Annotated in this window: 22 protein-coding genes and 1 tRNA gene; 7 read left to right on the top strand and 16 right to left on the bottom strand. The window is 71.8% G+C overall.

What is annotated here, in order from left to right:
* Nucleotides 1–225: 225 nt before the first annotated feature.
* A complete protein-coding gene (locus ABZ809_RS15885) occupies nt 226–1,086 on the bottom strand; it encodes a helix-turn-helix transcriptional regulator (RefSeq protein WP_357563228.1) in 861 nt (286 codons plus the stop codon).
* A 351-nt stretch (nt 1,087–1,437) separates the two neighbouring features.
* Nucleotides 1,438–3,546, bottom strand: coding sequence for an excinuclease ABC subunit UvrB (gene uvrB / locus ABZ809_RS15880; protein ID WP_357563227.1), 2,109 nt, complete (start codon nt 3,544–3,546; stop codon nt 1,438–1,440).
* A gap of 298 nt (nt 3,547–3,844) precedes the next feature.
* Between uvrB and ABZ809_RS15875 the strand changes: the two genes are divergently transcribed.
* A complete protein-coding gene (locus ABZ809_RS15875) occupies nt 3,845–5,371 on the top strand; it encodes a hypothetical protein (protein WP_357563226.1) in 1,527 nt (508 codons plus the stop codon).
* Nucleotides 5,372–5,448: 77 nt separating this feature from the next.
* Here the strand turns inward: ABZ809_RS15875 and coaE are convergent, their stop codons facing one another.
* Nucleotides 5,449–6,630 (bottom strand): dephospho-CoA kinase, encoded by a 1,182-nt coding sequence (gene coaE, locus ABZ809_RS15870; RefSeq protein ID WP_357563312.1) that lies wholly within the window; start codon nt 6,628–6,630, stop codon nt 5,449–5,451.
* A 651-nt stretch (nt 6,631–7,281) separates the two neighbouring features.
* Nucleotides 7,282–8,775, bottom strand: a complete 1,494-nt coding sequence (gene rpsA, locus ABZ809_RS15865; protein ID WP_334561457.1) for a 30S ribosomal protein S1 — start codon at nt 8,773–8,775, stop codon at nt 7,282–7,284.
* Between the two features lie 396 nt (nt 8,776–9,171).
* Here rpsA and ABZ809_RS15860 point away from each other — a divergent pair, with 396 nt between their 5' ends.
* From ABZ809_RS15860 to ABZ809_RS15850, 3 genes are all read left to right on the top strand, one after another.
* Nucleotides 9,172–9,975 carry a class I SAM-dependent methyltransferase gene (locus ABZ809_RS15860; RefSeq protein WP_357563225.1) on the top strand — a complete coding sequence of 268 codons (804 nt, stop codon included), beginning with the start codon at nt 9,172–9,174 and terminating at the stop codon, nt 9,973–9,975.
* Between the two features lie 126 nt (nt 9,976–10,101).
* Nucleotides 10,102–10,320, top strand: coding sequence for a DUF2945 domain-containing protein (locus tag ABZ809_RS15855; protein WP_357563224.1), 219 nt, complete (start codon nt 10,102–10,104; stop codon nt 10,318–10,320).
* Nucleotides 10,310–10,657: a DUF3140 domain-containing protein gene (locus ABZ809_RS15850; protein ID WP_357563223.1), complete on the top strand. Its 348-nt coding sequence runs from the start codon at nt 10,310–10,312 to the stop codon at nt 10,655–10,657. Before ABZ809_RS15855 ends, ABZ809_RS15850 begins: the two co-directional genes overlap by 11 nt.
* A 268-nt stretch (nt 10,658–10,925) precedes the next feature.
* On the opposite strand, the gene polA is transcribed toward ABZ809_RS15850, so the two are convergent.
* The 11 genes from polA to ABZ809_RS15795 form a co-directional block, all read right to left on the bottom strand.
* Complete coding sequence (gene polA, locus ABZ809_RS15845) at nt 10,926–13,625, bottom strand: DNA polymerase I (protein ID WP_357563222.1); 2,700 nt, start codon at nt 13,623–13,625, stop codon at nt 10,926–10,928.
* Nucleotides 13,626–13,803: 178 nt separating this feature from the next.
* Nucleotides 13,804–14,610 (bottom strand): amino acid ABC transporter ATP-binding protein, encoded by an 807-nt coding sequence (locus tag ABZ809_RS15840; protein ID WP_357563221.1) that lies wholly within the window; start codon nt 14,608–14,610, stop codon nt 13,804–13,806.
* Nucleotides 14,607–15,587 carry an amino acid ABC transporter permease gene (locus ABZ809_RS15835; protein WP_357563220.1) on the bottom strand — a complete coding sequence of 327 codons (981 nt, stop codon included), beginning with the start codon at nt 15,585–15,587 and terminating at the stop codon, nt 14,607–14,609. The genes ABZ809_RS15840 and ABZ809_RS15835 overlap by 4 nt, the downstream gene beginning before the upstream one ends.
* Nucleotides 15,588–15,589: 2 nt before the next feature.
* Nucleotides 15,590–16,501, bottom strand: coding sequence for an ABC transporter substrate-binding protein (locus tag ABZ809_RS15830; RefSeq protein ID WP_357563219.1), 912 nt, complete (start codon nt 16,499–16,501; stop codon nt 15,590–15,592).
* A 33-nt stretch (nt 16,502–16,534) separates the two neighbouring features.
* Nucleotides 16,535–17,245 carry an ABC transporter ATP-binding protein gene (locus ABZ809_RS15825; RefSeq protein ID WP_357563218.1) on the bottom strand — a complete coding sequence of 237 codons (711 nt, stop codon included), beginning with the start codon at nt 17,243–17,245 and terminating at the stop codon, nt 16,535–16,537.
* On the bottom strand, nt 17,235–18,026 hold the full coding sequence (locus ABZ809_RS15820; RefSeq protein ID WP_357563311.1) for an ABC transporter ATP-binding protein: 792 nt from the start codon (nt 18,024–18,026) through the stop codon (nt 17,235–17,237). Before ABZ809_RS15820 ends, ABZ809_RS15825 begins: the two co-directional genes overlap by 11 nt.
* 46 nt (nt 18,027–18,072) lie before the next feature.
* Complete coding sequence (locus ABZ809_RS15815; RefSeq protein ID WP_357563217.1) at nt 18,073–19,182, bottom strand: branched-chain amino acid ABC transporter permease; 1,110 nt, start codon at nt 19,180–19,182, stop codon at nt 18,073–18,075.
* Nucleotides 19,179–20,129 (bottom strand): branched-chain amino acid ABC transporter permease, encoded by a 951-nt coding sequence (locus ABZ809_RS15810; RefSeq protein WP_357563216.1) that lies wholly within the window; start codon nt 20,127–20,129, stop codon nt 19,179–19,181. Before ABZ809_RS15810 ends, ABZ809_RS15815 begins: the two co-directional genes overlap by 4 nt.
* A 108-nt stretch (nt 20,130–20,237) precedes the next feature.
* The gene (locus tag ABZ809_RS15805; protein ID WP_357563215.1) at nt 20,238–21,398 is read right to left on the bottom strand and encodes a branched-chain amino acid ABC transporter substrate-binding protein; all 1,161 of its coding nucleotides are present in this window, start codon (nt 21,396–21,398) and stop codon (nt 20,238–20,240) included.
* A gap of 259 nt (nt 21,399–21,657) precedes the next feature.
* Nucleotides 21,658–22,824, bottom strand: a complete 1,167-nt coding sequence (locus ABZ809_RS15800) for a hypothetical protein (protein WP_357563214.1) — start codon at nt 22,822–22,824, stop codon at nt 21,658–21,660.
* Between the two features lie 60 nt (nt 22,825–22,884).
* A complete protein-coding gene (locus ABZ809_RS15795; RefSeq protein ID WP_357563213.1) occupies nt 22,885–23,505 on the bottom strand; it encodes a response regulator in 621 nt (206 codons plus the stop codon).
* A gap of 81 nt (nt 23,506–23,586) precedes the next feature.
* On the opposite strand from ABZ809_RS15795, the gene ABZ809_RS15790 reads away from it, so the two are divergent.
* Nucleotides 23,587–23,669: transfer RNA gene (locus tag ABZ809_RS15790), tRNA-Leu, on the top strand.
* 32 nt (nt 23,670–23,701) lie between these two features.
* Nucleotides 23,702–24,451, top strand: coding sequence for a transcriptional regulator (locus tag ABZ809_RS15785; protein ID WP_357563212.1), 750 nt, complete (start codon nt 23,702–23,704; stop codon nt 24,449–24,451).
* Between the two features lie 15 nt (nt 24,452–24,466).
* Here ABZ809_RS15785 and ABZ809_RS15780 read toward each other — a convergent pair whose 3' ends face one another.
* Entirely contained in the window at nt 24,467–25,645 is a 1,179-nt protein-coding gene (locus tag ABZ809_RS15780) for a PLP-dependent aspartate aminotransferase family protein (RefSeq protein ID WP_357563211.1), read from the bottom strand.
* Nucleotides 25,646–25,728: 83 nt separating this feature from the next.
* Here ABZ809_RS15780 and ABZ809_RS15775 point away from each other — a divergent pair, with 83 nt between their 5' ends.
* The gene (locus ABZ809_RS15775) at nt 25,729–26,208 is read left to right on the top strand and encodes an Lrp/AsnC family transcriptional regulator (RefSeq protein WP_357563210.1); all 480 of its coding nucleotides are present in this window, start codon (nt 25,729–25,731) and stop codon (nt 26,206–26,208) included.
* Nucleotides 26,209–26,262: the final 54 nt, after the last annotated feature.

Here is a 26,262-nt window from a genome sequence, read left to right as displayed (position 1 = left end):
CACGGCGGTGCCTCGTTGCCGCACGGCGGTGCCTCGTTGCCGCACGGCGGTGCCTCGTTGCCGCACGGCGGTGCCTCGTTGCCGCACGGCGGTGCCTCGTTGCCGCACGGCGGTGCCCACTCGCCCTGCGGGGATGCCCACCCGCCCCTGGGGCGATGCCCGCTGGCCGCTGGGAGCCGCCCGCCGGGTCGGCGGGCGGCTCAGCCGCCACGCGCGCGACCCGGTTCAGCCGGCGGCGAGCCGGCCCAGCGTCGCGACCGTCTCCTCAGGCCCGAGGGCCGCGTCCAGCAGCCAGCCGGTGAGCCGCTCGTACCGGTCGACGTCCGCCGCCGTGGCCAGGCGTACGTCGGTGGTGAGCGCCTCCAGCATGACCGTGCGCGGGTCGGCCGGGTCGGGAAACGTGTAGCTGGAGTACGGCGTGAACGCGTGCACCCCGCCCTGCGGCACGGCGCCCCTGGGCAGCAGCCGGATCGTCACGTGCGGCAGGCCGGCCAGGTCGACCAGGTGCCGCAGCTGCTCCCGCCACACCTGCGGCGGGGCGTCGGCGGCCTCACAGGCGGCCTCGGCGAGCAGCGCCGTGTAGCGGGGCGGGTCGGTACGCCGCAGCACCTCGTGCCGCAGCGCCCGGGCGCGCACGTCGGCCTCCACGTCGAGGGCCGGTTCGAGCAGCCGGCCGGCCGCGATCCGCAGCCGGGCGTACGCCGGGGTCTGCAGCAGCCCCGGCACGACGGCCGGCTGCCAGTCCACGATGCTCGCCGCCCCCGCCTCCAGCTCGGCGTAGGTGCGCTGCCGCTCGCCCATCTCCCCGAGCGCCTTCCACCAGCCCCGGCTGGTGGCGGCGTCGCGGGCGATGACGATGAGCGCGTCCCGCTGTGGCGACGGCACCTCGTAGACGTCGAGCAGGTCGAGCACGTCGGCCAGGTCCGGCCGGCTCTGCCCCAACTCGATGCGCGACAGCTTCGAGGTGGACGCCCAACCGAGCCGGTCGCAGACCTGCTCCAGTGTCAGCGCCTCGCGCCGTCGCAGCTGGCGCAGCTCGGCGCCCAGCCGCGCGCGACGAATAACCGGACTCGTTGGCAACGGCATCCCCAGCCTCCCCATCGAGGGGAGAGTACGCAGGACGATCACCCTGCGCAATACCGTGCTCGCGTACCGCAATCACGACGCCTGGTCGGCCTGCCCGCCCGTGGGGTGCGCCGGTCGCGGGTCGACGCCGGCACGTGCCGAGCGGCCAGCCGCTCCTGCCCTGGTTGGGACCGGTCTGGGCGCGCAACGGTTGCGCCGGCGCGGTGGCTCGCGGCCGGCCCGGCCCCGGCAGCCCGTCGCCGCCGGCCCGAATCGCACCTTCCCGATCATGCCGCGAACCCGGCGTTCCTGGTCGACCGGACCGCCGCCGAACCGCCGCCGAACCGCCGCCGGGCCGCCGCCGACGGGGCCCTACTTCACGCCCGTGGCGTCCATGCCGCGCAGCTCCTTCTTGAGGTCGGCGACCTCGTCACGGATCCGGGCGGCCAGCTCGAACTGGAGTTCCCGGGCCGCGGCCAGCATCTGGTCGTTGAGCTCCTGGATGAGCTGGGCCAGCTCGGCCCGGGCCATGCCCTCCCGCGCGGGGGCGGCGCCGCCGGCCCGGCTCCGGCTGCGGGTCTCCTTGACCGGCGCCTTGCCCCGGGACAGCTGCCGCACCGCGCCGCCGACCCGGCTGTTCTCGGTGTCCTCCGCCTCGCGGTAGATGTCGTCGAGAATGTCGTGGATCTTCTTACGCAGCGGCTCGGGGCTGATCCCGTGCGCCTCGTTGTGCGCGAGCTGCTTGTCACGCCGGCGGTTGGTCTCCTCGATCGCCTCGGCCATCGACGGAGTGATCTTGTCGGCGTACATGTGCACCTGGCCGGAGACGTTCCGGGCGGCGCGGCCGATCGTCTGGATCAGCGACCGGCCGCTGCGCAGGAAGCCCTCCTTGTCGGCGTCGAGGATGGCGACCAGCGACACCTCGGGCAGGTCGAGGCCCTCCCGGAGCAGGTTGATGCCGACCAGCACGTCGTAGTCGCCCTTGCGCAGCTCCCGCAGCAGCTCGACCCGGCGCAGCGTGTCGACCTCGGAGTGCAGGTAGCGCACCCGGATGCCGTTCTCCAGGAGATAGTCGGACAGGTCCTCGGCCATCTTCTTGGTGAGCGTGGTGACCAGCACCCGCTCGTCGCGCTCGGTGCGCAGCTTGATCTCGTGCATCAGGTCGTCGATCTGGCCCTTCGTGGGCTTCACGACGACCTCCGGGTCGATCAGGCCGGTGGGCCGGATCACCTGCTCGACGAACTCGCCCTGCGACTGCTCCATCTCCCACGAGCCGGGGGTGGCGGAGAGGAAGACCATCTGCCCGACCCGCTCCAGGAACTCGTCGAAGCGCAGCGGCCGGTTGTCGGCGGCGCTGGGCAGCCGGAACCCGTGGTCGATCAGCATCCGCTTGCGGGACGCGTCGCCCTCGTACATGCCGCCGATCTGCGGGATGGTCACGTGCGACTCGTCGACGACGGTGAGGAAGTCGTCGGGGAAGTAGTCGAGCAGGCAGTGCGGCGGGCTGCCGGGCAGTCGCCCGTCCATGTGCATCGAGTAGTTCTCGATGCCGGAGCAGAACCCGACCTGGCGCATCATCTCGATGTCGTAGGTGGTGCGCATCCGCAGCCGCTGCGCCTCCAGCAGCTTGCCCTGTCGCTCCAGCTCGGCGAGCCGTTCGGCCAGCTCGGCCTCGATGTCACGGATCGCCCGCTCCATCCGCTCCGGCCCGGCCGCGTAGTGGGTGGCTGGGAAGATCACCAGCCCGTCGACCTCCTTGACCACGTCGCCGGTGAGCGGGTTGAGGTAGTAGAGCTTCTCCACCTCTTCGCCGAAGAGCTCGATGCGGACGGCCAGCTCCTCGTAGGCCGGGATGATCTCCAGCGTGTCGCCGCGGACCCGGAAGGTGCCCCGGTTGAAGGCCATGTCGTTACGCGTGTACTGGATGTCGACCAGCCGGCGCAGCAGCTGGTCGCGGTCCAGCTCCTGCCCGACCGCGACCCGCACGGCGCGGTCGAGATATTCCTCCGGGGTGCCCAGCCCGTAGATCGCCGAGACGGTGGCCACCACGATCACGTCGCGCCGGGTGAGCAGCGACATGGTGGCCGAGTGCCGCAGCCGCTCGACCTCCTCGTTGATCGAGGAATCCTTCTCGATGTAGGTGTCGGTCTGCGGGATGTAGGCCTCGGGCTGGTAGTAGTCGTAGTAGGAGACGAAGTATTCGACGGCGTTGTGCGGAAGCAGCTCGCTGAACTCCTTGGCCAGCTGCGCGCAGAGCGTCTTGTTCGGCGCCAGCACCAACGTCGGCCGCTGCACCCGCTCGATCAGCCACGCGGTGGTGGCGCTCTTGCCGGTGCCGGTCGCACCGAGCAGCACCGTGTGGCGGTCGCCGCGCCGGACCCGGCGCTCCAGGTCGTCGATGGCCGCCGGCTGGTCGCCGGCCGGCTGAAACTCGCTGATGACCTGGAAACGGCCGTCGAGCCGGGGAATGTCGAGCGCCATGACCCCAACGGTACGCCGGGGGTCCGACACCCCGGAGCGACTACGCCCGGTCGACGATCGGCTTCGATATTCCCATTGTGTGAGCCATCTCACCGGACTACGCTTTCCGGGTAGGCCGCTCGCGGCGGCCGACCGGGCAGGTGGCCAGGCCGACAAGGCCGGCCTGCCCCCGGCACAGAGGTCGCAGCACCCGGCACTCCCGGCGTGCGCGCCGACGTGGTCGCGCCCGACGCGCTGACCGGCCGCCGCGAGCGCCCCTGCTCGTCACCCCACGGGGGTGAATCCCGTTCAACCTCCCGTGGAGACCTCCGCCGCCCGGGCCCCCCGCCCAGGGCCGACCCGCCCGCCGCAGCACCGCCCGCCGCACGACGACGCCCACACCGGGAGCATCCCCCGGGTGGTGACCGGCCGCCGGCGCACCGTCCTGCTGACGCTCGCGGCCGTGGCCGTGCTCTCCGCCGCCGCGCTGGTCGTGGGGCTGCTGAGCTGGACGCCCGCCCGGCCGGAGCAGCCGAGGACGCTGACCGGCGACGAACGCGAGCGGCTCGCCGCGATGCGGGTCACCAACCTCCGCGACCTGCGGGCGGGAGTGCGCGTGACCGTGGGCACCGGCGGCGCGCGTACCGAACTGGTCGGCTGGGTCGACTGGTCGCGGTCGCTCGTCTACCTCGACGTCGGCGGGCCCGGCGCCGGCGCCGAACGCGGGCTGCTCCAGGCCACCCCGACGGTGGCCCTGCTGCGCCCCGACCCGGCCGCCGTGCCCACCCCCGCGCCGCCGCCGCTGGTGCCGCCGACCGACCGCTGGCGGCTGTACGAGCCGCCCGACGGGCGCGCGCTGGCGGCCGTACTCGATCTGCTCTTCCGGCTCGCCACGGACCGTCCGGAGCCGCCGGCCGACGACGCCCGGCGGATCGGTGGCAGCACGGTCGGCGTGGTGCCGGTCGACATCCTCCGGGCGCCACCGCCGCCCGCACCCGGCACGCCGGCATCCTCACCGCCCGGCACGCCGGCACCCTCACCGCCCGGCACGCCGGCACCGTCCGCGCCCGCGTCGTCGGGCGGGCAGCCGCGCTACTGGATCGACCGCGACGCCCGCCTGCACCGGCTGGAGACCGAGCTGCCCGGCGTCGGGCCGGTGACCGTACAGCTGAACCGGACCGACCGGCCCACGCTGCGACCGGTCGACGCCCTCGGCGGCCGTCCCGGGCAGCCCCGTGCCCTGACCGCCGCCGAGCGGGACCGGCTGGCGCGGTTGCCCGCCCGGCTCCGCGCCGGGGGCGCCGCCGTGACGCTGACCCTGCCCGCCACCGCCACCACGAACCTGCGCGGATCCGGCTGGGTGAGTTGGCGCGGGCGCAGCGCGTACGTGGCCGTCGCCGACCTCGACGTGCCGGACCGCCGGACGTTGCTGCGGATCGACGGCGCCCGGGTGACCCGGGCGGAGGTGTCGGCGGCGACGGTCCCGGGGACCGTGGAGGCGCCGGGGCGGCCACCGCTGCCGCCGCCCGCCCGGGGTTGGCGGGCCGAGCCGGCGCGTGCCGCCGAGCTGGTTCTGTTGCTCGACGCGGCGCTGCGGGCCGCCGGGTCGCCCGTCCGGCGGCAGGCCGCCCTGCGGGTACGCGGCGACACCCTTGCGGGAAAGGCCATCGACGTCATCGAGGTGCGCCCGGCCGCGGGGCCACTGCGCTACTGGATCGACCGGTCCGGGACGCTGCGCCGCCTGGAGTTGCGCACCCGACCCGGCTCCTGGGCCCAGCTCGACCTGGCGCCCGCCACGGTGCCCCGGCTCGGCCCGGCACCCGGTCAGCCGGCCGGAGCCCGCTGACCCGCGCTGGGCCGCTGCCCGGTCGTGAAGTGCCGCTCTTCCTGGAGCGCTGCCCCCTCCTCGACCGCTCCTCCTTGTCAGGGACGCCAGCCGGTCTGGGCCGCCCACTCCTCGGCGCGCAGGTGCTCCTCGTCGAACCACGGGTCCTTCGCGGTGGTGTAGGTGGCGCTGTCCGGCGCGGAGGCGGCCAACTCCCGCTTCAACATGAGATACGCCGCCCGCTGGCCCGGGTCGGCGCGCAGGTGGTCGCGCATCAGCAGCGCGTACCGCCAGCCGGGCGAGTCCGCCGGGCGGACGTGCAGGTGGACGGGACGGCCCGGGTCCGCACTGCCGTGCAGCCGCTTCTCCCACCGCCCGCTGCCGGGTGGGCGGGGGGTGTCCCACCACTCGCCGGGCAGGCGGGGAAAGCCCGCCGCCGCGAGGCGTTCGGCCAGCGGACCGTCCGCGTCGGCGAGGGTCGGAACGGTGAGCTGGATGTCGATCACGTCCTTGGCGGCGAGCCCGGGGACCGCGGTCGAGCCGATGTGGTCGATGCGCAGGTCGGCGGGGGCGACCGCGTGCCGGATCCGGGCGGCCAGCCGTGCGTACTGCTGCGGCCAGGTCGGGTCGGCCTCGACCAGCGCGACGCGGTCCGGCCGGACCGGTCGCCCCGCACGCAGGTTCGCCTCGTAGGGCCGCAGCCGCTCGTGCCACAGCGCGTCGACCGCCGCGTGCAGGTCGGCGAGGCTGCCGTCGTTGGTCAGCAGCACGTCCGCCGCCGCGCCGCGCCGGGCGTCGTCGGCCTGCGCGGCGATCCGCCGCTCGGCCTCCGCCCGCGCCATCCCCCGGTCGCGGGTCAGCCGCGCCAACCGGGTGGCCACCTCCGTCTGCACCACGACCACCAGGTGGTACGTGGGCGCGAGCCCCACCTCCACCAGCAGCGGCACGTCGTTGACCACGATCGCGTCGGGTGCCGCCGCGGCGGCCAGTTCGGCGGCCCGGGCCCGTACGCGCGGATGGGTGATCGCCTCCAGCCGGCGGCGGGCCGCCTCGTCACCGAAGACGAGCGCGCCCAGCGCCGCCCGGTCGAGGGCGCCCTCGGCGTCGAGGACCCGGTCGGAGAAGGCCGCGACGATCTCGGCCAGCCCTTCCGTGCCCGGCGCGACCACCTCCCGGGCCAGCAGGTCGGAGTCGATCACCACCGCACCACACTCGGCCAGCCGCGCCGACACGGCGCTCTTGCCGGAACCGATTCCCCCGGTCAGTCCCACCTTCAGCACCACACCAGTCAACCGGATCTCCCCCGCGCCCACCAAACCGGGCCCGGCACCCCGATCGCCCGGCCTCGTATCGCGCTTGGCCCGTCCCGTCCCGTCGCGGCGCGGCACGGAGCGGCACGGCACGGCACGGAGCGGCACGGAGCGGCACGGCGCGGCGCAGCACGTAGCGGCGCGGCACGGCGCAGCACGTAGCGGCGCGGCACGGCGCAGCACGTAGCGGAGCGGCACGGCACGGCACGGAGCGGCGCGGCACGGCACGGAGCGGCACGGCACGGCACGGAGCGGCACGGCACGGCGCGGAGCGGCACGGAGCGGCACGGCACGGAGCGACGCAGCACGTAGCGGCGCGGCACGACGCAAGATCGCGCTCGTTCCTGGATGTAGTTGCCTGTCGAGCGTTCCGAGGCCCCTACTTCCAGGATCTAGCACGATCTTGCAACGGCGATCGCCCGTCGTGGCCCGAGCCCGGGCGGGCCACGCTGGGGCGGGCCACGTCCGAACATGCAGCGCCCGGGCGGGCCGCGCCGGAGCGGGCCGCGCCGGGGCGGTGGTTGCCGGCGGCGGGCAGGGTGGGCGTGTCAGGGAACGGCGAGGGCCCCGCCCCCGGCGATCTTTCGATCGCGGGGACGGGGCCCGTCGTCGTTCAGCGGGTCACTTGCCGCCGGCGAGCTTCTCCCGCAGAGCGGCGAGCGCCTCGTCGGTGGCCAGGGTGCCGGCCGGCTCCTCGGCCTGGCGGCTCGGGGCCGCGCTGGTCGAGGTGGTGGTGCCACCACCGGTGACGGCCGGAGCCGGGTTGGCCGCAGCCTCGGCGTCGGCGGCCCGGGAGGTCTGCACCTGCTTGGTGTGGGCCTCCCAGCGCTGACGCGCCTCGGCGTACTGGTTCTCCCAGGTCTCGCGCTGCTTGTCGTACCCCTCGAGCCACTCGCCCGTCTCCGGGTCGAAGCCCTCCGGGTAGATGTAGTTGCCCTCGGCGTCGTACGTCGCGGCCATGCCGTAGAGGGTCGGGTCGAAGTGCTCCTCGCCCTCGACGAAGCCCTCGTTGGCCTGCTTGAGCGACAGCGAGATCCGGCGGCGCTCCAGGTCGATGTCGATGACCTTGACCATGACCTCGGAGCCGACCTGGACGACCTGCTCCGGGATCTCCACGTGGCGCTCGGCCAGCTCGGAGATGTGGACCAGGCCCTCGATGCCGTCGTCCACCCGGACGAAGGCGCCGAACGGCACCAGCTTGGTGACCTTACCCGGCACGATCTGCTGGATCGCGTGGGTGCGGGCGAACTGCCGCCACGGGTCCTCCTGGGTCGCCTTCAGCGACAGCGAGACCCGCTCGCGGTCCAGGTCGACGTCCAGGACCTCGACCTCGACCTCCTGGCCCACCTCGACGACCTCGGACGGGTGGTCGATGTGCTTCCAGGAGAGCTCGGAGACGTGCACCAGGCCGTCCACGCCGCCCAGGTCGACGAACGCGCCGAAGTTGACGATCGAGGACACGACGCCCTTGCGGACCTGGCCCTTCTGCAGCTTGTTGAGGAACTCGGTGCGCACCTCGGACTGCGTCTGCTCCAGCCAGGCCCGGCGGGACAGGACCACGTTGTTGCGGTTCTTGTCCAGCTCGATGATCTTGGCTTCGAGCTCGCGGCCGACGTACGGCTGCAGGTCGCGCACCCGACGCATCTCGACCAGGGAGGCGGGCAGGAAGCCGCGCAGCCCGATGTCGAGGATGAGGCCACCCTTGACCACCTCGATGACCGAGCCGCGGACGACACCGTCCTCGTCCTTGATCTTCTCGATGGTGCCCCAGGCCCGCTCGTACTGCGCCCGCTTCTTGGAGAGGATCAGACGACCCTCCTTGTCCTCCTTCTGGAGGACCAGGGCCTCGATGTGGTCACCAACCGAAACGACCTCGGCCGGGTCCACGTCGTGCTTGATCGACAACTCCCGAGAGGGGATGACGCCCTCGGTCTTGTAGCCGATGTCGAGCAGGACCTCGTCCCGATCGACCTTGACGACGGTGCCTTCGACAATGTCGCCGTCGTTGAAGTACTTGATGGTCTCGTCGATCGCGGCGAGGAAAGCCTCCTCAGAGCCGAGATCGTCGTGGGTGACCCGGGTGGCGCTCGAGGGGGCCTCGATGCTGCTCGTCATGTGGGCGGTTGCTCCGGTCGGATGGTGTGTCACAGCAGGCTGGTGTCGCGGTGACCTGTTCGCGCCAACGGATCCGTCGCCGGGCAACCGGGAGATCATCGCGTGAGATCATGGATGTGGCTCCGTGGTCGTGCCGGAGACCGCGCACCTGCTCCCTGCCGAGGCACACGATCCGCGAGCGCATCGTCTAGCCTACCCGCTGCATTACCACAGCGTGCAAGCCCTCCCGCCCTCTCGCCACCGCATCTGCTGCGAAAGCGGAGATATCGGCAGGAAGCTGCCCCAGGTGTAGCGCCCGTCACACCGGCACCAGGAGTGAACGGTAGCGCCGCCCGGCACCGACCGCACGCCGGGGGGCGGCCGGCGGTCGTCGCGGCGGGGGCCTAGCGTGGGCGGGTGGATGACGACAGCCGGGTGACCCGGCGCCGGGTCGGTGACGCCGAGGCCCGCCGGGCCAGCCGCCACTGGTGGGACGCCGACGCCGACGACTACCAGGCCGAGCACGGCCAGTTCCTCGGCGACCTGGACTTCGTCTGGTGTCCGGAGGGCGTGCGCGAGGCCGACGTGCGGCTGCTGGGCGAGTTGGCCGGGCGGCGGGTGCTGGAGCTCGGTTGCGGCGCCGCCGCCGCCGCACGGTGGCTGGCCACCCGGGGTGCCCACCCGGTCGCCCTGGACCTGTCCGCCGGCATGCTGCGGCACGCCGCGCTCGCCGCCGGGCGCACCGGCGTACGCGTGCCGCTGGTGCAGGCCGACGCGCTGGCGCTGCCCTTCGCCGACGCTGCGTTCGACACCGCCTGCACGGCGTTCGGGGCGGTCCCGTTCGTGGCCGACTCGACGGCGGTCATGCGCGAGGTGTTCCGGGTGCTGCGCCCCGGCAGCCGGTGGGTGTTCTCGGTGACCCACCCGATGCGATGGATCTTCCTCGACGACCCGGGTGAGGGCGGGCTGACCGCCGTGCACTCGTACTTCGACCGCTCCCCCTACGTGGAGCAGGACGAGGCCGGCCAGGCCACCTACGTCGAGCAGCACCGCACGCTCGGTGACCGGATCCGGGAGCTCGTGGGGGCCGGATTCCGCCTGGTCGACCTGGTGGAGCCGGAGTGGCCCGCCGGGCACGAGGGGATCTGGGGGCAGTGGAGCCCGCTGCGCGGCCGGCTCTTCCCCGGCACCGCCATCTTCGTCGCGGAGAAGCCTGCCTGACCGGAGACGCCGTCAGACCGGAGATGCCCGTCTGACCGGAGACGCCCGCCCGATCCGCGGCCGCCCGGACAGCCGTGGCGCCGCCGGCCGTCGTTTCGGGGCAGCACCGCCGGGTACCCGCGGCACATGGCCGAGCAGAACGAGTTCCGCAAGGGCGACCACGTCTCCTGGGCCAGTCACAGCGGCCGGGCGTACGGCGTGGTCAAGGAAAAGATCACCGAACGGACGCACGTGCGCGGGCACACCGTGAACGCGTCTCCGGACGACCCGCAGTACCGGATCCGCAACGACGACTCGGGCCGGGACGTCGCGCACCGACCGGAGGTGCTGCGCCATGAGCCGTGACGACGAGGGCCGGGACACCTACCGGGAGTTCACCGAGGCGGTGAACATGAAGCCGGGCGAGCTGTCGACGTGGCTGGAGACCGACGAGTCGAAGCAGGTCGGCTGGCACAAGGGCGGGCGCTCCGGCGGCGGCGAGTCGGTCGGGCACGAGTCCGGCCGGAAGATCATCAGCCTGCTGCGGCGCAAGCGCGGCGAACTCACCGAGGGCGACTACAAGCACATGCGCAAGGTCGTCGGCTACGTCCGCCGGCACATGGCGCAGCGCCCCTCCGGCGACGTCCGCGACACGAAATGGCGCTGGTCCCTGATGAACTGGGGCCACGACCCGCTCAAGTGACCCGGACCGCGAGCTGACCCGGACCGGAAGCTGACCCGGACCGGAAGCGCCGTGACCCTGGCGGCGGGCCGCCGATCCGACCGGCCCCTGACCAAGCCCCGCGGCAGCGCCGAACGACCACGCACCCGACGGGGCCTGCGGGCCAGCCCGACCGACAGGGGTTCCGGGGCAGCCCGACCCGCGCAGGGATCAAGCCTGACCGCCCGGAGCGGGTCGGGCTGCCCCGGAACCGGCACCCGGAAAAGTCCCGGACCCCCATCCAAAGAGATCAGTGGTCGGCGCTGTTCCAGTCCCGCCCCTCGCCGACCGAGACCTCCAGCGGCACCGACAGCGGGTGCGCCCCGCCCATCTCCCGCCGGACGAGCGCCTCCAGGGACTCCCGCTCACCGGGGGCGACCTCGAAGACCAGCTCGTCGTGCACCTGGAGCAGCATCCGCGAGCGCAGGCCCGCAGCGCGCAGGGCGGTGTCCACGTGCAGCATGGCGACCTTGATGATGTCGGCCGCCGAGCCCTGGATCGGGGCGTTGAGCGCCATCCGCTCGGCCATCTCCCGGCGCTGCCGGTTGTCGCTGACCAGGTCGGGAAGGTAGCGCCGGCGGCCCAGGATGGTCGAGGTGTAGCCGTCGCGCCGGGCCCGGTCGACGACCTCCTGGAGGTAGTCGCGTACCCCGCCGAACCCGGCGAAGTAGTCCTCCATCAGCCCGCGGGCCTCCTCGGCGGTGATCCCGAGCTGTTGGGAGAGGCCGAACGCGCTCAACCCGTACGCCAGGCCGTAGTTCATCGCCTTGATCTTGCGCCGCTGGTCGGCGGTGACCTCGTCGACGGGCACCCGGAAGACGGACGAGGCCGTGGTGGCGTGGAAGTCGGCGCCGGAGTTGAACGCCTGGATGAGGGCGTCGTCCGACGACAGGTGCGCCATGATCCGCATCTCGATCTGGCTGTAGTCGGCGGTGAGCAGGCACTCGTAGCCCTCCCCCACCACGAAGGCGCGGCGGATCCGGCGCCCCTCCTCGGTGCGGATCGGGATGTTCTGCAGGTTGGGCTCGGTGGAGGAGAGCCGGCCGGTGGCCGCCACCGTCTGGTTGAACGTGGTGTGGATCCGGCCGTCGTCGGAGACCGACTTGAGCAGGCCGTCGACGGTCGTCTTCAGCTTCGCCACGTCGCGGTGGCGCAGCAGGTGGGCCAGCACCGGGTGCGGATTCTGCGCGTGGAGCCACTGGAGGGCGTCGGCGTCGGTGGTGTAGCCGGTCTTGATCTTCTTGGTCTTCGGCAGGCCCAGCTCGCCGAAGAGGATCTCCTGCAACTGCTTCGGCGACCCGAGGTTGAACTCCCGCCCGACCGCGGCGTACGCCCCCTGGGCGGCGGCCTTCACCTCGGCGGCGAAGTGCGCCTCCAGCTCGGACAGGTAGTGCGTGTCAGCGGCGATGCCGGTGCGTTCCATGCCGGCGAGCACCCGCATCAACGGCAGCTCGACCCCGGCCATCAGCCGCGCCGACTGCTCGCCGTCGCGGGACAACTCGGCGTCGATCGCGTCGGCCAGGTCGAGGGTGGCCCGGGCCTGGAGCATCAGGTTCTGCTCCGCCTCGCCGTCGTTGCCGAACCCCTCCAGGGTGAGCTGGCCGGTCTCCGGGGCGTCGACCCGCAGCTCGCGGTGCAGGTAGCGCAGGGCCAGGTCGGTCAGGTCGTAGGACCGTTGGTCGGGGCGGGCCAGGTAGGCGGCGATCTGGGTGTCGCGGAGGATGCCCTCCAGGCCCCAGCCGTGCGCGGCGAACGCGAGCACCGCCGGCTTGCTGTCGTGCAGCACCTTGGGCCGCCCGGCGTCGGCCAGCCAGGCCGCCAGGGCCGCCTCGTCGGCCGGATCCAGCGTGGCGGGGTCGAACCAGGCCGCCGCGCCACCGGCGGTGGCCAGCGCCAGCCCGGTCACCGAGGCCGTGTGCCGGCGGTTGGGACCGGTGTCGAGCTTCACCGCCACGCCCACCGGGGCGCCGGCCGGCGCGTGCGTCTCCAGCCACCCGGCCAGCGCCCCGGGCGTGGTGAGCACCTCGCCGGTCAGGTCGAACCCGGCCTCGGCCTCCGGCTCCACCGCCTCAAGGTATTGATAGAGCCGGTCGCGCAGGATGCGGAACTCCAGGGTGTCGAAGACCTGGTGGACGGCCTCCCGGTCCCACCCCTGCCAGCGCGCGTCCTCGGGGCGCAGCGGCAGCTCCAGGTCGGAGACGAGAGCGTTGATCTCGTAGTTGCGGATCACGTCGGCGAGCCGCTCGCGGAGGCTCTCGCCGGCCTTGCCCTTGATCTCGTCGGCCCGCGCGACGACCCCGTCGACCCCGCCGTACGTGTTGATCCACTTCGCGGCGGTCTTCGGGCCGACGCCGGGGACGCCGGGCAGGTTGTCGCTGGTCTCGCCGACCAGGGCGGCCAGGTCGCGGTAACGCTCCGGGGTGACCCCGTATTTCGCCTCGATCGCCGCCGGGTCCATCCGGGCGAGGTCCGAGACGCCCTTACGCGGGTAGAGCACCGTGACCTGGTCGCCGACGAGCTGGAACGCGTCCCGGTCGCCGGTGCTGATCAGCACCGACATGCCCTGGTCGCGGGCCTGGCAGGCGAGGGTGGCGATGAGGTCGTCGGCCTCGTAGCCCTCTTTCTCCACCACCGGGACCTGCAACGCCGCGAGGACCTCCTTGACCAGGCTGACCTGGCCCTTGAAGTCGTTGGGGGTCTCGCTGCGGCCGGCCTTGTACTCCGCGTATTTCTCGGTGCGGAAGGAGCGGCGGGAGACGTCGAAGGCGACCACGATGTGCGTCGGCTGCTCGTCGCGCAGCACGTTGATCAGCATCGACGTGAAGCCGTAGACGGCGTTGGTCGGCTGCCCCGTTGTCGTGGAGAAGTTTTCCACCGGCAGGGCGAAGAAGGCCCGGTAAGCCATGGAATGTCCGTCGACGAGAAGCAGGCGCGGCGTCGTAGCTGTCACGGCAGCGACTCTAGCCGCCCGCTCCGACACTCCAGGACACCGGCACGGGCGCGGCCGGCACGAACGTCAACCGGCGCGCGCGGCCGGCACGAACGTCACCGGCACGGGCGAGGCCGGCACGACGTCACCGGCACGGACGCCGGCGCGGCCCGGAGCGGGACCGCGCCGGCGTCCCGCCTCAGAGCACCTTCGCCAGGAACGCCTTCGTCCGGTCGTGCCGGGGGTTGGCGATCACCTCGCGGGGCACGCCGGACTCGACCACGACGCCGCCGTCCATGAAGACCAGGGAGTCGCCGACCTCGCGGGCGAAGCCGATCTCGTGGGTCACCACGATCATCGTCATGCCGTCACGGGCCAGGTCCTTCATCACGTCGAGCACCTCGCCGACCAGCTCCGGGTCGAGCGCGCTGGTGGGCTCGTCGAAGAGCATCAGCTTCGGCTGCATCGCCAGCGCCCGGGCGATCGCCACCCGCTGCTGCTGCCCGCCGGAGAGCTGGCTCGGGTAGTTGCCGAGCTTGTCGCCGAGCCCGACCCGCTCCAGCAGCGCGGCAGCCCGGTCGCGGGCGGCGGCCTTCTTTTCCCGGCCCAGCAGCACGGGCGCCTCGGCGACGTTCTGCAGGGCGGTCATGTGCGGGAAGAGGTTGAACCGCTGGAACACCATGCCGATCGACCGCCGCTGGGCGGCTACCTCGGACTCCCGCATCTCGTGCAGCTTGCCGCCGCGCTCGCGGTAGCCGATCAGGTCGCCGTCCACCCAGATGCGGCCGGCGTTGATCTTCTCCAGGTGGTTGATGCAGCGCAGGAACGTCGACTTGCCGGAGCCGGAGGGGCCCAGCAGGCAGCACACCTCGCCGCTGCGGACCTCCAGGTCGATGCCCTTGAGCACCTCGATCGGCCCGAACGACTTGTGCACCTGCTCGGCCCGGACCATCGGCCCGGGATCCACCGCCTTGTCAGCCGGTGCCGGCATTGTCAGCTCGGTCATGCGCCGTCCACCTTCCCGGTCGTGCCGCCGCTCTCCGCCGTGATCGCCCGCAGCCTCGTCCTCGCCCGCCCGCTGCGCCCGACGCCCTTGGAGAAGTGCCGCTCCAGGTAGTACTGCCCGACCAGCAGCACGCTGGTCAGCAGCAGGTACCAGATGGTCGCCGCGACCAGCATCGGGAAGACCTGGAAGGTACGGCTGCCCACGGCTCTGAGCTGGAAGAACAGCTCCATCGAGACCGGCACGAAGGCCACCAGCGAGGTGTCCTTGAGCATCGCGATGGTCTCGTTGCCGGTCGGCGGAACGATCACCCGCATGGCCTGCGGCAGCACGATGCGGCGCAGGATCTGCCCCCGCCGCATGCCCAGCGCCTGGGCGGCCTCGGTCTGGCCCTCGTCGACCGACTGGATGCCGGCTCGGACGATCTCCGCCATGTAGGCGGCCTCCGACAGGCCCAGCGCCAGCATGCCGGCGACGAACCCGGTGAGGATGTCCACCGCCGAGAAGCCGAACAGCCGCGCCTCGAAGTCGTCGACCCCGAACAGGGCGCCGATCTGCCGGTCGAAGGGCAGGCCGAACTCGATGCGCGCCCAGAGGATGCCCAGGTTGCCGAAGAGGATCGCCAGCACCAGCCGGGGCACCGCCCGGAAGAACCAGGTGTACGCCCAGGCGACGCCGCGCAGGATCGGGTTCTCCGACAGCCGCATGATGGCGATGACGACGCCCAGCCCGATGCCGATCAGCATGGCGGTCACCAGCAGCGCGATGCTGCCGCGTACCCCCTCCATGATCGGCGGGCGGAACATCTCGTCGATCATGAACGACCAGTTGAACGCCTTGTTCGTCACCAGCAGGTGCACGAACATGGCCACCAGCACCCCGATCACGGCGACGGCGACCCACCGCCCGGGATGCCGCACGGGCACGGCGCGGATGGGTTCCGGCCGTGCCCGTTCGGGTGTGTCTGTTCCGACCGACATGGTCAGCTGGTCGGGTTCAGCGCCGGAGTCGTGATGGCGCCGCCCTCGACGCCCCACTTCTTCAGCGCGCCCTCGTACGTGCCGTCCGCGATGACCGCCGCGACGGCCTCCTTGAGCACCTCGGCGAACGCGGCCTGGTCCTTCTTCACCGCGTAGCCGTACGGGGCCGACTCGTAGATGTCGCCGAGCAGCTCCAGCTGGCCGCTGCTCTGCTTCACCGCGTACGCACCCACCGGGGAGTCGGCCAGCATGGCGTCGTCCTTGCCGCTGACCACGGCGGCGGTGGCGTCGCTCTGCGCCTGGTACTGGTCGATGGTGATCGCCGGCTTGCCGGCGTCGGTGCACTTCTTCGACCGGGCGGTGATGTCGTCGAGCTGCACGGTGCCGACCTGCACGGCGATCTTCTTGCCGCAGGCGTTCTCGGTGTCGACCTTGGCCGGGTTGCCGGCCTTGGTCGCCCACTGGGTGCCGGCGGAGAAGTAGCTGACCATGTTGACGGTCTTCATCCGCTCGGCGTTGATGGTGAACGATGAGACGCCGACCTCGTACTTGCCCGAGTCCACGCCCGGCAGGATCGCGTCGAACGGCGCCGACTCGTACTCGGCCTTGAGGCCGAGCTTCTGCGCGACCGCGTTGAACAGCTCGATGTCGAAGCCGATGACCGTCTTGCCGTCGGCGTCGAGGAACTCCGCCGGGGCGTACGTCGAGTCGGTCCCGACCTTGATCACGCCGTCGGCCTTGATGGCGTCGGGCACCTTCGCGGCCAGCGCCGAGTCCGCGGCGGCCGTGACGCTGGGGCCGGCGCCGGGCTGGTCGGTGTTCTCCTTCTCGCCGCAGCCGGCCAGCGAGAAGGCCAGCAGCACGGCCCCGGTGACGCCGAGGGCGGCCCGGCGGCCACCACTGATGAGGAACATGGGGTACTCCTTGCGATGAGGGGTGGCGGCCGGTCAGGCCACGCCGAGGTATGCCTCTTTGACCGCCGGGTCGTGCAGCAGCTCGGCACCGGTGCCGCTCTTGACGATCCGACCGGTCTCCAGCACGTACGCCCGGTGGGCCCGGGCCAGCGCCTGCTGGGCGTTCTGCTCGACCAGCAGGATGGTGGTGCCCTGTTGGTTGATCTCGACGATGATGTCGAAGATCTGCTGGATCAGCATCGGCGCCAGACCCATCGAGGGCTCGTCGAGCAGCAGCAGCTTCGGCCGGCTCATCAGCGCCCGCCCGACGGCCAGCATCTGCTGCTCGCCGCCGGAGAGGGTGCCGCCCGGCTGCTTGCGCCGCTCGGCCAGGCGCGGGAAGAGCCCCAGCACCCGGTCGAGGTCCTGGGCGACGCCGGCGCGGTCACGCCGGGTGTACGCGCCCATGTCCAGGTTCTCCAGCACCGTCATGCCCGGGAAGATCCCGCGCCCCTCGGGGGCCTGGCACAGCCCGCGCCGGACCCGCAGGTCCGCCCGGAGCTTGGTGATGTCCTCGCCGTCGAAGCGGATGCTGCCGCTGGCGACCGGCCGGATCCCGGAGATCGCCCGCATCGTGGTCGACTTGCCGGCGCCGTTGGCCCCGATCAGGGCGACGATCTCGCCCTCGTCCACCGTCAGGCTGATGCCGTGCAGCGCCTGGATCCGCCCGTAGAGCAGGCTCACATCGTCGATCTCAAGCAGCATCGTCCGGCACCCCCAGGTACGCCGCGATCACCTTCGGGTTCTCCCGCACCTCGGCGGGCAGCCCCTCGGCGATCTTCTTTCCGAACTCCAGCACCACGATCCGGTCGGTGACGCCCATGACCAGGCGCATGTCGTGCTCGATGAGCAGCACGGTCACGCCGGTGTCGCGGATCTGCCGGATGAGCTGGAGCAGTTCCTCCTTCTCGGCCGGGTTGAAGCCGGCGGCCGGCTCGTCCAGGCAGAGCAGCACGGGGTCGGTGGCCAGCGCGCGGGCGATCTCCAGCCGCCGCTGCTCGCCGTAGGAGAGGTTGCGGGCGAACTCGTGCATCCGCTTGCGGATGCCGACGAACTCCAGCAGGCGCTCGGCCTTCTCCCGACTCGCGCGCTCCTCCTTCCAGTACCGCGGCAGGCGGAACAGCGCGGAGACCACGCTCGTCTTGTTGTGCGCGTCCGCGCCCACCAGGACGTTCTCCAGCGCGGTCATCTCCGGGAAGAGGCGGATGTTCTGGAACGTCCGTGCCATGCCCATCTTGGTGATGTGGTGCCGCTTCTTGCCGCTGATCTTCTCGCCGCGGAACCGGATCTGCCCCTCCGTGGGCTGGTAGATGCCGGTCATGGCGTTGAAGCAGGTCGTCTTGCCGGCGCCGTTCGGGCCGATCAGACCGAGGATCTCGCCCTTGTAGAGGGTGAAGTCCACCTCGTTGAGGGCGACCACGCCGCCGAAGCGCAGCGTGACGTTGTCGACCTCCAGCAGCGGCTCCCGGGTGGGCACCGCCTCCACGGCCGGCGCGCCGGCCTGCGCCGGAACGGCCGGCGTCTGCTCGGTGTCACTCACCGACGGTCACCTCCTTGCGGCGATCCTTGAACTCCGCCGCACGTCGTCGGTTGGGGATCAGACCCTCCGGCCGGAAGATCATCATGACCACCAGCACCAGGCCGAAGAACAGGAACCGGTACTCGTACAGCTCGACGCCGAACAGCTCGATGCCGCGGAACCGCTCGATCATGTACGCCACCAGCCCACCGCCGACGATCGCGCCGACGATGTTGCCGGAGCCGCCGAAGATGACCGCGGCCAGGATGATGATCGAGTTCAGCAGCTCGAAGTTCTGCGAGTTGACGAAGTTCTGTTTACCTGCGAACAACGCGCCGGCCAGGCCGGCGATCGCGGCACCCGCGGCGAACGCCCACAGCTTGAACTTGAACGTCGGCACGCCCATGAGCTGCGCGGCGTCCTCGTCCTCCCGGATGGAGATCCAGGCCCGCCCGACCCGGCTGTGGGTCAGGTTCCGCACCCCGATCACCACCAGGATGATCACCGTGAGCACCAGCCAGTAGTACGGTCGGGCGTCGAGCACGCCGAAGACCGGCTTGCCGTCGGCGTACTGGCCCGGCGGGTGCGGGATCTGGTTGAAGCCCCGCTGGCCCTTGAGGAACTCCGAGCTGACCGCGCCGATCCGGATCATCTCGGCGAAGCCGAGCGTCACCAGTGCCAGGTAGTCGCCCCGCAGCCGCAGGGTCGGCGTACCGAGCATCACGCCGGAGACCATCGTCAGGGCGATCGCCACCGGCACCGCCAGCAGCCACGGCCACAGCGTCTTGAGGTCGCTGCTCGGCGAGGTCAGCACCGCCACGGTGTACGCGCCGACGGCGAAGAAGCCGAAGTAGCCGAGGTCGAGCAGGCCGGCGAAGCCGACCACGATGTTCAGTCCGACGGCCAGCAGCACGTAGATCGAGACGGTGAACATCACCTGCGTGAAGTTCGCACCCGGGGTCGGGATCGGCCCGAGGTACTGGTAGAACTCCTTGTTCGGCAGGGCGTAGAAGAACACGATCACCGCGGCCAGCAGCGCCCAGCGCACCCAGCGCGGCGCGCCGCGCCACCGTTCGCCGGCAGCCTCGCGGCCGGAGCGCACCTTCTCCAAGACGGTCGTCATGCCCGCGCCCTCCCCAGCGACTCACCCAGCAGACCGGTCGGCCGGAACATCAGCAGCACCACCAGCAGCGCGAAGGCGGCGAAATCCTTCCACTGCGTGCCGAACAGGCCCGAGGCGTAGTTCTCCACGACGCCCAGCAACAGGCCGCCGACGAGCGCGCCCCGCAGGTTGCCGATGCCGCCGAGCACCGCGGCGGTGAAGGCCTTCAGGCCGAGCAGGAAGCCGACGCTGTAGGTGAGGGTCTGGATCCGCACGTCGTACAGCAGGCCCGCGACGCCGGCCATGCTGCCGCCGGCGATGAAGACCATCAGGATGATCCGGTCCTTGTTCACGCCCATCAGCGCGGCGGTGTTGGGGTCCTGGGCGACCGCCCGGATGCCGCGGCCTACCCGGCTGCGGTTGATGAACATGTCCAGCGCGATCATCATCACCAGCGCGGCGCCGATGGTCAGCAGCTGGACGGCGTCGATCGGCACGCCGGCGATCTCGAACAGCGGCTTGGTGCTGACCAACTGGGGAGCGCCCTCGGGGCGGCGCCGGGTCCAGATGCCGAACGCCTCGGAGATGGCGATTGACGCGCCGATGGCCGTGATGAGGAAGGCCAGCGGCGGCGCGTTGCGCTTACGCAGCGGCCGGTACGCCACCCGCTCGATCACCGTGGCGGTGCCCGCCGAGGCGATCGCCGCGACGATCATCGCCACGAGCAGGTAGAACATGATCGAACCAAGCCCGCTGACCTGCGAGTCCTGGTTGAGGCCGAATCCGTTCCAGGTCCAGATCGCAGCGAACGCGCCGGCGATGAAGACCTCGGAGTGGGCGAAGTTGATGAGTTTCAGCACGCCGTAGACCAGCGTGTAGCCCAGCGCGACCAGGGCGTAGATCGCACCCTGCGTCAGGCCGGTCGTGGTGAGTTCTCCGAAGTTGGAGAACAGTCCGTCGAAGTTCAAGGGAGGGACGCTCCATCAGGGTCTGGAGAGAAAAATGGGGTGCGGCCGGGAGCGAGCTCCCGGCCGCACCCGCGATCACAACTCAATCGCTGTGGCCAGCGACCGGCGTCAGGACTTCGGGATCTCCTGGTCCGGAACGACCTTGCCGCCGACGACCTTGAAGGCCCAGACCTTGACCTGCGCCGGGTCGAGCTCGCCGCCCTCGACGAACTTGTAGCTCGCCGCGACGCCCTCGCCGCTGTAGCCCTTCACGAACTCCAGCAGGCCCTCACGGGTGGTCTTGCCCGCCTTGATGCCGGCCAGCAGGATGTTCGCCGCGTCGTAGGCGGTGTCGCTGTAGGTGCCCGGGTCGGAGCCGTTGAGGGCCTTGTACTCCTGGACGAAGGTGCCGCGCGCCTCGGCGGCCGGCTGGCACGGGCAGGTGAGGATGGTGCCCTCGGCGGCCGCCGCACCCGCGGAGGTGATGTACGCGGCGTCGTTCACGCCGTCGCCGGCGACCAGCGGAGCGGTGACCCCGGCAGCGGTGAGCTGCTTACGGATCAGACCCGCCTCCTGGTAGTAGCCGCCGTAGAAGATCGCCTTGACGTTGGCAGCCTTGACCTTGGTGACCACGGCCGAGAACTCGACCTGCTTGCCCTCGCCCTGGACCTTGTCCGAGCCGACGACGGCCGGGCCGAGCAGCTTCTTGACCTCGTCGGCCAGGCCGGCGCCGTAGGCGGACTGGTCGTCGATGACGAAGACCTTGTCGGCCTTCAGCACGTTCTTGATGTAGTTGCCGGCCGCCGGGCCCTGGCTGAAGTCGTTGCCGACCGCGCGGAAGAAGGTCTTCCAGCCCTGCTCCGAGAGGCTCGGGCGGGTCGCCGAGGGGGTGATGGTGACCAGGCCGGCCTCGTTGAACAGCGGACCAGCGGCCTCCGACTCACCCGAGTACGCCGGGCCGATGATGCCGAGGATCTTGGTGTCGTCGATGGCCTTCTGGGCCAGCTGCGGGGCCTGGTCCGGGCTGCCCTGCGAGTCCAGCGGAACCAGCTCGACCTTGCAGTCGGCGTTCTCCTTGTTGTACTTGTCGACGGCCAGCTTGACGCCGTTGTTCTCGTTGATGCCGAGCGCCGCCGAGCTGCCGGTCAGCGCGCCGAAGAACGCGATCTTGTTGCCGCAGGCGTCACCACCGGACGCCGTGTCGTCGCTACCGCTGGAGCATGCGGTGCCGCCGGCGACGAGCGCCAGCATGGCGACCCCACCGATAACGCGCGCGAGCTTCTGCCTCAAGGCCCGAACCCTCCTCCGTCCCATGGTCCGAACCACCCGCTGCCTTTTGGCCCTTGCGGGGACGGACGAACCAGACCGTCGTCGCCGGTCTGGGGCCGGACGCTATCCCACCTCGGAGCTGTGACGAAAGCCCCAGGGGAGCGGGTTGACCGAACCGTTACACGCCGTGGCGGACTGGAAACGATCGCTGTAAGAATCATCGGTCGCGAGAACTTCTCAGCTTCGTTACGTCGGCGGCGGCCCGAACCCCGCCGGCCCCCTACCGATCGACCATCGGCACGCCCGCTGACCAGGCACGGGATGCCTCACCATCGTCGGTCACCAACAGCAGTCGATCGCCCAGCGACGCCACCGCCACGGCGGTGTCCCCGCCATCCGCCACCGCGCCTGGCATCACCATCACCCGCCATGAATCCCCCGAATCGACCGAGAGCCACAGTCCGTGACCGCCACCGTCCCTCGTGACCGCGACCAGGTCCCGCCCGACCGGCACCAGGCCGTCGACCGAGGACACCCCCGGGCCGGCCGCCCCGAACCCGCCGACCCGCCGCCACTCGCCCCCCGCCAGCCGCCAGCCGGCAAAGCCCTCGCGCACCGGTCCGACCGCCACCACCGCGCCTTCGACCGACGCCACCCGCTGCGCCTGACCACGCCCGTCCGACGCCGGCAGCGCCACCCGCCGCCAGGCCCGCCCGTCCACCGAGCCCCAGGCCAGGGGCGCCAGCGTCGTCGCGCCGGGCGGCAGCACCGCCCCCACCACCCACCACCCCGACGGCGCGGCCACCGCGTCGTACGCGACCGTCCGGCCGCGACCGTCACTGGCGAGCTCCGGCACGCCCTCCCGGACCGTGAAGCGCACGCCGTCCGGCGAGGTCCAGACCGCCGCCCCGTCGATTCGCGCCCCCGCGATCAGCCAACCGGCCGAACCCACCGCCACCCGGCTCACGCTCACCGCCCGGGGCCCGGCATACAACTCGAACGGCGCCGGCGCCTCCCGCAGCGCCCCGCCGGTCGACTGCGACCAGGTGCCCGTGCGCGGGTTGCCGTGCGCGCCGCCGTTCTTCGCGCCCAACGCCGCCAGCAGGCCGTCCCGGCAGGCGGCCGCGTAGAGCACGTGCTGGCGACCGTAGAAGCTCGACGGCGCCACCGGCAGCGCCGACCAGGACACCCCGTCTCCGCTGCTCCAGGCCGCGGGCCGGGTCTCCCCCGCCTCGTCGGCCAGCCCGCCGACCACGTACCACCGCCCGGCGCAGGCAACGGCGTCGCGCAGCAGCGGCCGACCGGATGCACCCGGCGGCGCCGGCAGCGCCAGCGGCTGCCACCGGGGGCGCAACGGCTCCTCCACCGGCGCCGCCGGGGCCCGGTCGCAGCCCGTCAGCAGCACCGCGAGAACGCCGAGCACTGCCACCAGGCGCCGGGTCCACATGGATCAGATGCTATCGATCAACCGGCTCGGGAGGGAGGGTCAGTCGACATGTTCGGGGCGTCAGGAGGTGGGCTGGGCGACCTCGCCGCCGGCGGTCTCGTCGAGGATCCGCTCGGCGACCTCCTTCATGGTCATCCGGTGGTCCATCGCCGTGCGCTGGATCCACTTGAACGCCTGCGGCTCGGTCATCCCGTAGGTCGTCATCAGCGCGCCCTTCGCGCGCTCGACCGTCTTGCGGATCTCCAGCCGGTCCGTCAGCCCGGCGACCTCCGCCTCCAGGGCGGAGATCTCCGAGTAGCGGGACAGCGCGATCTCCACCGCCGGCACCAGGTCGCTCTTCTGGAAGGGCTTCACGAGGTACGCCATCGCGCCGGCCGCCCGGGCCCGCTCCACCAGGTCACGCTGGCTGAACGCGGTCAGGATGATCACCGGGGCGATCCGGGCGCCCGCGATGCGCTCGGCGGCGGCCAGCCCATCCATGATCGGCATCTTGATGTCGAGGATGACGAGGTCCGGCTTGAGTTCCTCGGCGAGCCGGACGGCGGTCTCCCCGTCACCGGCCTCCCCGACGACCTCGTATCCCTCCTCGACGAGCATCTCGGCGAGGTCCAGCCGGATGAGCGCCTCGTCCTCGGCGATCAGAACGCGCCTGCGCTCGACGTCCGTCTGCGTCTCGGCCACGAGCCACTCCCACCATCGTTCCCGGCACGGCTACCGCCCATGCTCCCGCACGAGCGTAGTCGGGTACAGTAAGCCGCACCCGCCGGGATGGTGGAACGGCATACACGGAAGTCTCAAACACTTCTGCCCGAGAGGGCTTGCGGGTTCGAATCCCGCTCCCGGCACTCCTGTCACACACCTGTTCGATGATGCAAGGGTGCATCCACCCGAGATGCGGGCCCGGGCCCGGGCCCTCCGCGCCCGGGGCAACGACATCCGGTCGGTTGCCCGCGCACTATCCCTGCCCTACACCACCGTCTGGCACTGGTGCGTCGACCGCCCAGAACCGATCATGATCGCCACCGCCGCCCGCTATTTCCGCTGCTCACCCGATGTCGGCTATCCGACCGACCCCGCGGCCTACTCCTACCTGCTGGGCCTCTACCTCGGGGACGGCCATCTGGTCACCACCGACCGGGTTCCCGTCCTACGCATCTACTGCGCCGATGCGTGGCCTGATCTGATCGACGCCTGCGATGCCGCGATGAGGACAGTGCTCGCGAACAAGGTCCAACGGATCCAGAAGAAGGGCTGCACGGCGGTGCAGAGCACGGGCAAGCACTGGCCGTGCCTGTTCCCGCAGCACGGGCCTGGCAAGAAGCATGAGCGACCGATCGTCCTCACCGATTGGCAGAGGGAGATCGTCACCGCGCACCCTGGCGACTTTCTGCGTGGCCTGTTCCACTCCGACGGCTGCCGGGTGAGCAACCGGGTGACGATGCGCGGCAAGGACTATGTCTACCCGCGCTACATGTTCGTCAACGAGTCGGCCGACATCATGGGGCTCTGCCAGTGGGCGCTGGACCTGCTCGGCATCGCCTGGCGGATGAACCGCCGCAACTCCCTCTCGGTGGCCCGCCGGGAGGCCGTCGCCACCCTCGACGGTCACGTCGGCCCGAAGTCCTGACCCGACGGCCGCGCCTCAGCCGAGTTCGGCGAGCGCCCGGGCCAGGTCCACGCGCAGGTCCTCGGGATCCTCCAGGCCGACGGAGACGCGCAGCAGCCCGCCGCACGGCTTGGCCTCCCCCTCGACGGGTCGGTGCGTCAGCGAGGCCGGGTGCTGGACGAGGGTGTCCACGCCACCCAGCGACACCGCGTGGGTGATCAGCCGGCAGGCGTTCGCCACGGTGGCCGCGGCGGTCGCGCCGCCGCGTACCTCGAAGGCGAGGAGGCTGCCGGGGCCGCTCATCTGCCGACCGACGAGCCGTGCGGGGTCGTGCAGCGACGGGTGGTGCACCCGCGCGACGGCGGGATGGCTGGCGAGCCAGGCGGCGAGTTTCTCCGCGCCGGCCTGCTGGGCGCGGACCCGGACCGGCAGGGTCTGCAGGCCACGATGCAGCAGGTACGCGCCGAGGGGGTGCAGGATCGCGCCGGTGAGCGCGCGGACCTGGCGCAGCCGGGCGGCCCACCCGGAGTCGCAGGCGACGACACCGGCGAGGACGTCGCCGTGCCCGCCGATGCTCTTGGTGGCGCTGTGCAGCACGAGTGCGGCGCCGTGCCGGGCCGGCTGCTGGAGCACGGGGGTGGCGACGGTGTTGTCGACGAGCAGCGGCACGTCGCCGGCCGCGCGGGCGAGGGCGGCGATGTCCACCAGGTCGAGGGTGGGGTTGGCCGGGGTCTCGGCGATCACCAGGGCGGTGTCGGGGCGGACGGCGTCGGCGACCCCGCCCGCGCGGGCCCAGGTGACGGTGGAGCCGAGCAGGCCGGTGGCGAGCACGTGGTCGGTGCCGCCGTAGAGGGGACGGACGGCGACCACGTGCCGCTTCCCGTCCCGGGTGGCGGCGAGCAGGGCGGCGGTCAGGGCGGCCATGCCGCTGGCGAAGGCGACGGCGTCGGTGGTGCCTTCGAGATCGGCGAGGGCGGTCTCGAAGCGGGCCACGGTCGGGTTCCACAGCCGCTGGTAGACCGCGCTGCCGTCGGCGGGGACGGTGCCTCCGGTGGCGAGTGCCTCGTACGCGGCGCCGCCGGCGTCGACCGACGGCAGTGGGTTGGTGGTGGAGAGGTCGATGGGTGGGACGTGGACGCCGAGGGCGGCGAGGTCGTCGCGGCCGGCGTGCACGGCTCTGGTGTCCACGGTCGTCATGCCGGAAGGATCGAACATGGCGGCAACCGATGGCAATAATTCCGAAGATGATTCGGTGATGCTGCTTGGGCGCCCTGGGCGATTCGGTGGAAGATGCCTCCATGCCCCTTGCGACGAATGATGTACGGCGGTTCACGGACCTCGACGACACCGACCGGGCGATCCTGTCGGTGCTGGCCGCCGACGGCCGGCTGCCCAACAACGCCCTCGCCGAACGGGTCGGGGTGGCCCCCTCGACCTGCCTGACCCGTACCCGCGCCCTGCGGGAGCGCGGGGCGATCCGCGGGTTCCACGCGGAGGTGGATCCGGCGGCGCTCGGGCTGCCGTTGCAGGCGCTGGTGTCGGTGCGGCTGACCGCGCACGAACGGGCGGCGGTGGACGCGTTCCGGGCCCGGTCGGTGCGGCTGCCCGGGGTGGTGGCGGTGTTCCACGTGGCGGGCGCGGAGGACTACGTGCTGCACGTACGGGCCGCCTCGGCCGACGCGCTGCGCGACTTCGTGCTGGACCACCTGGCCGTGGACCCGGCGGTGCAGCACACCCAGACGAGCCTGATCTTCGAGCAGGCCCGCGGCATGGGTTGAGCACCCGGCGGTGCCCCCGACGAACCGGGCGGGGCGCTCGCGGTGCCGGGTGAT

Source organism: Micromonospora sp. NPDC047074 (assembly GCF_040643815.1).
Lineage (GTDB): Bacteria > Actinomycetota > Actinomycetes > Mycobacteriales > Micromonosporaceae > Micromonospora.
Note: the sequence above shows the minus strand (reverse complement) of the source record. Positions and strands in the feature narration are given on the sequence as shown.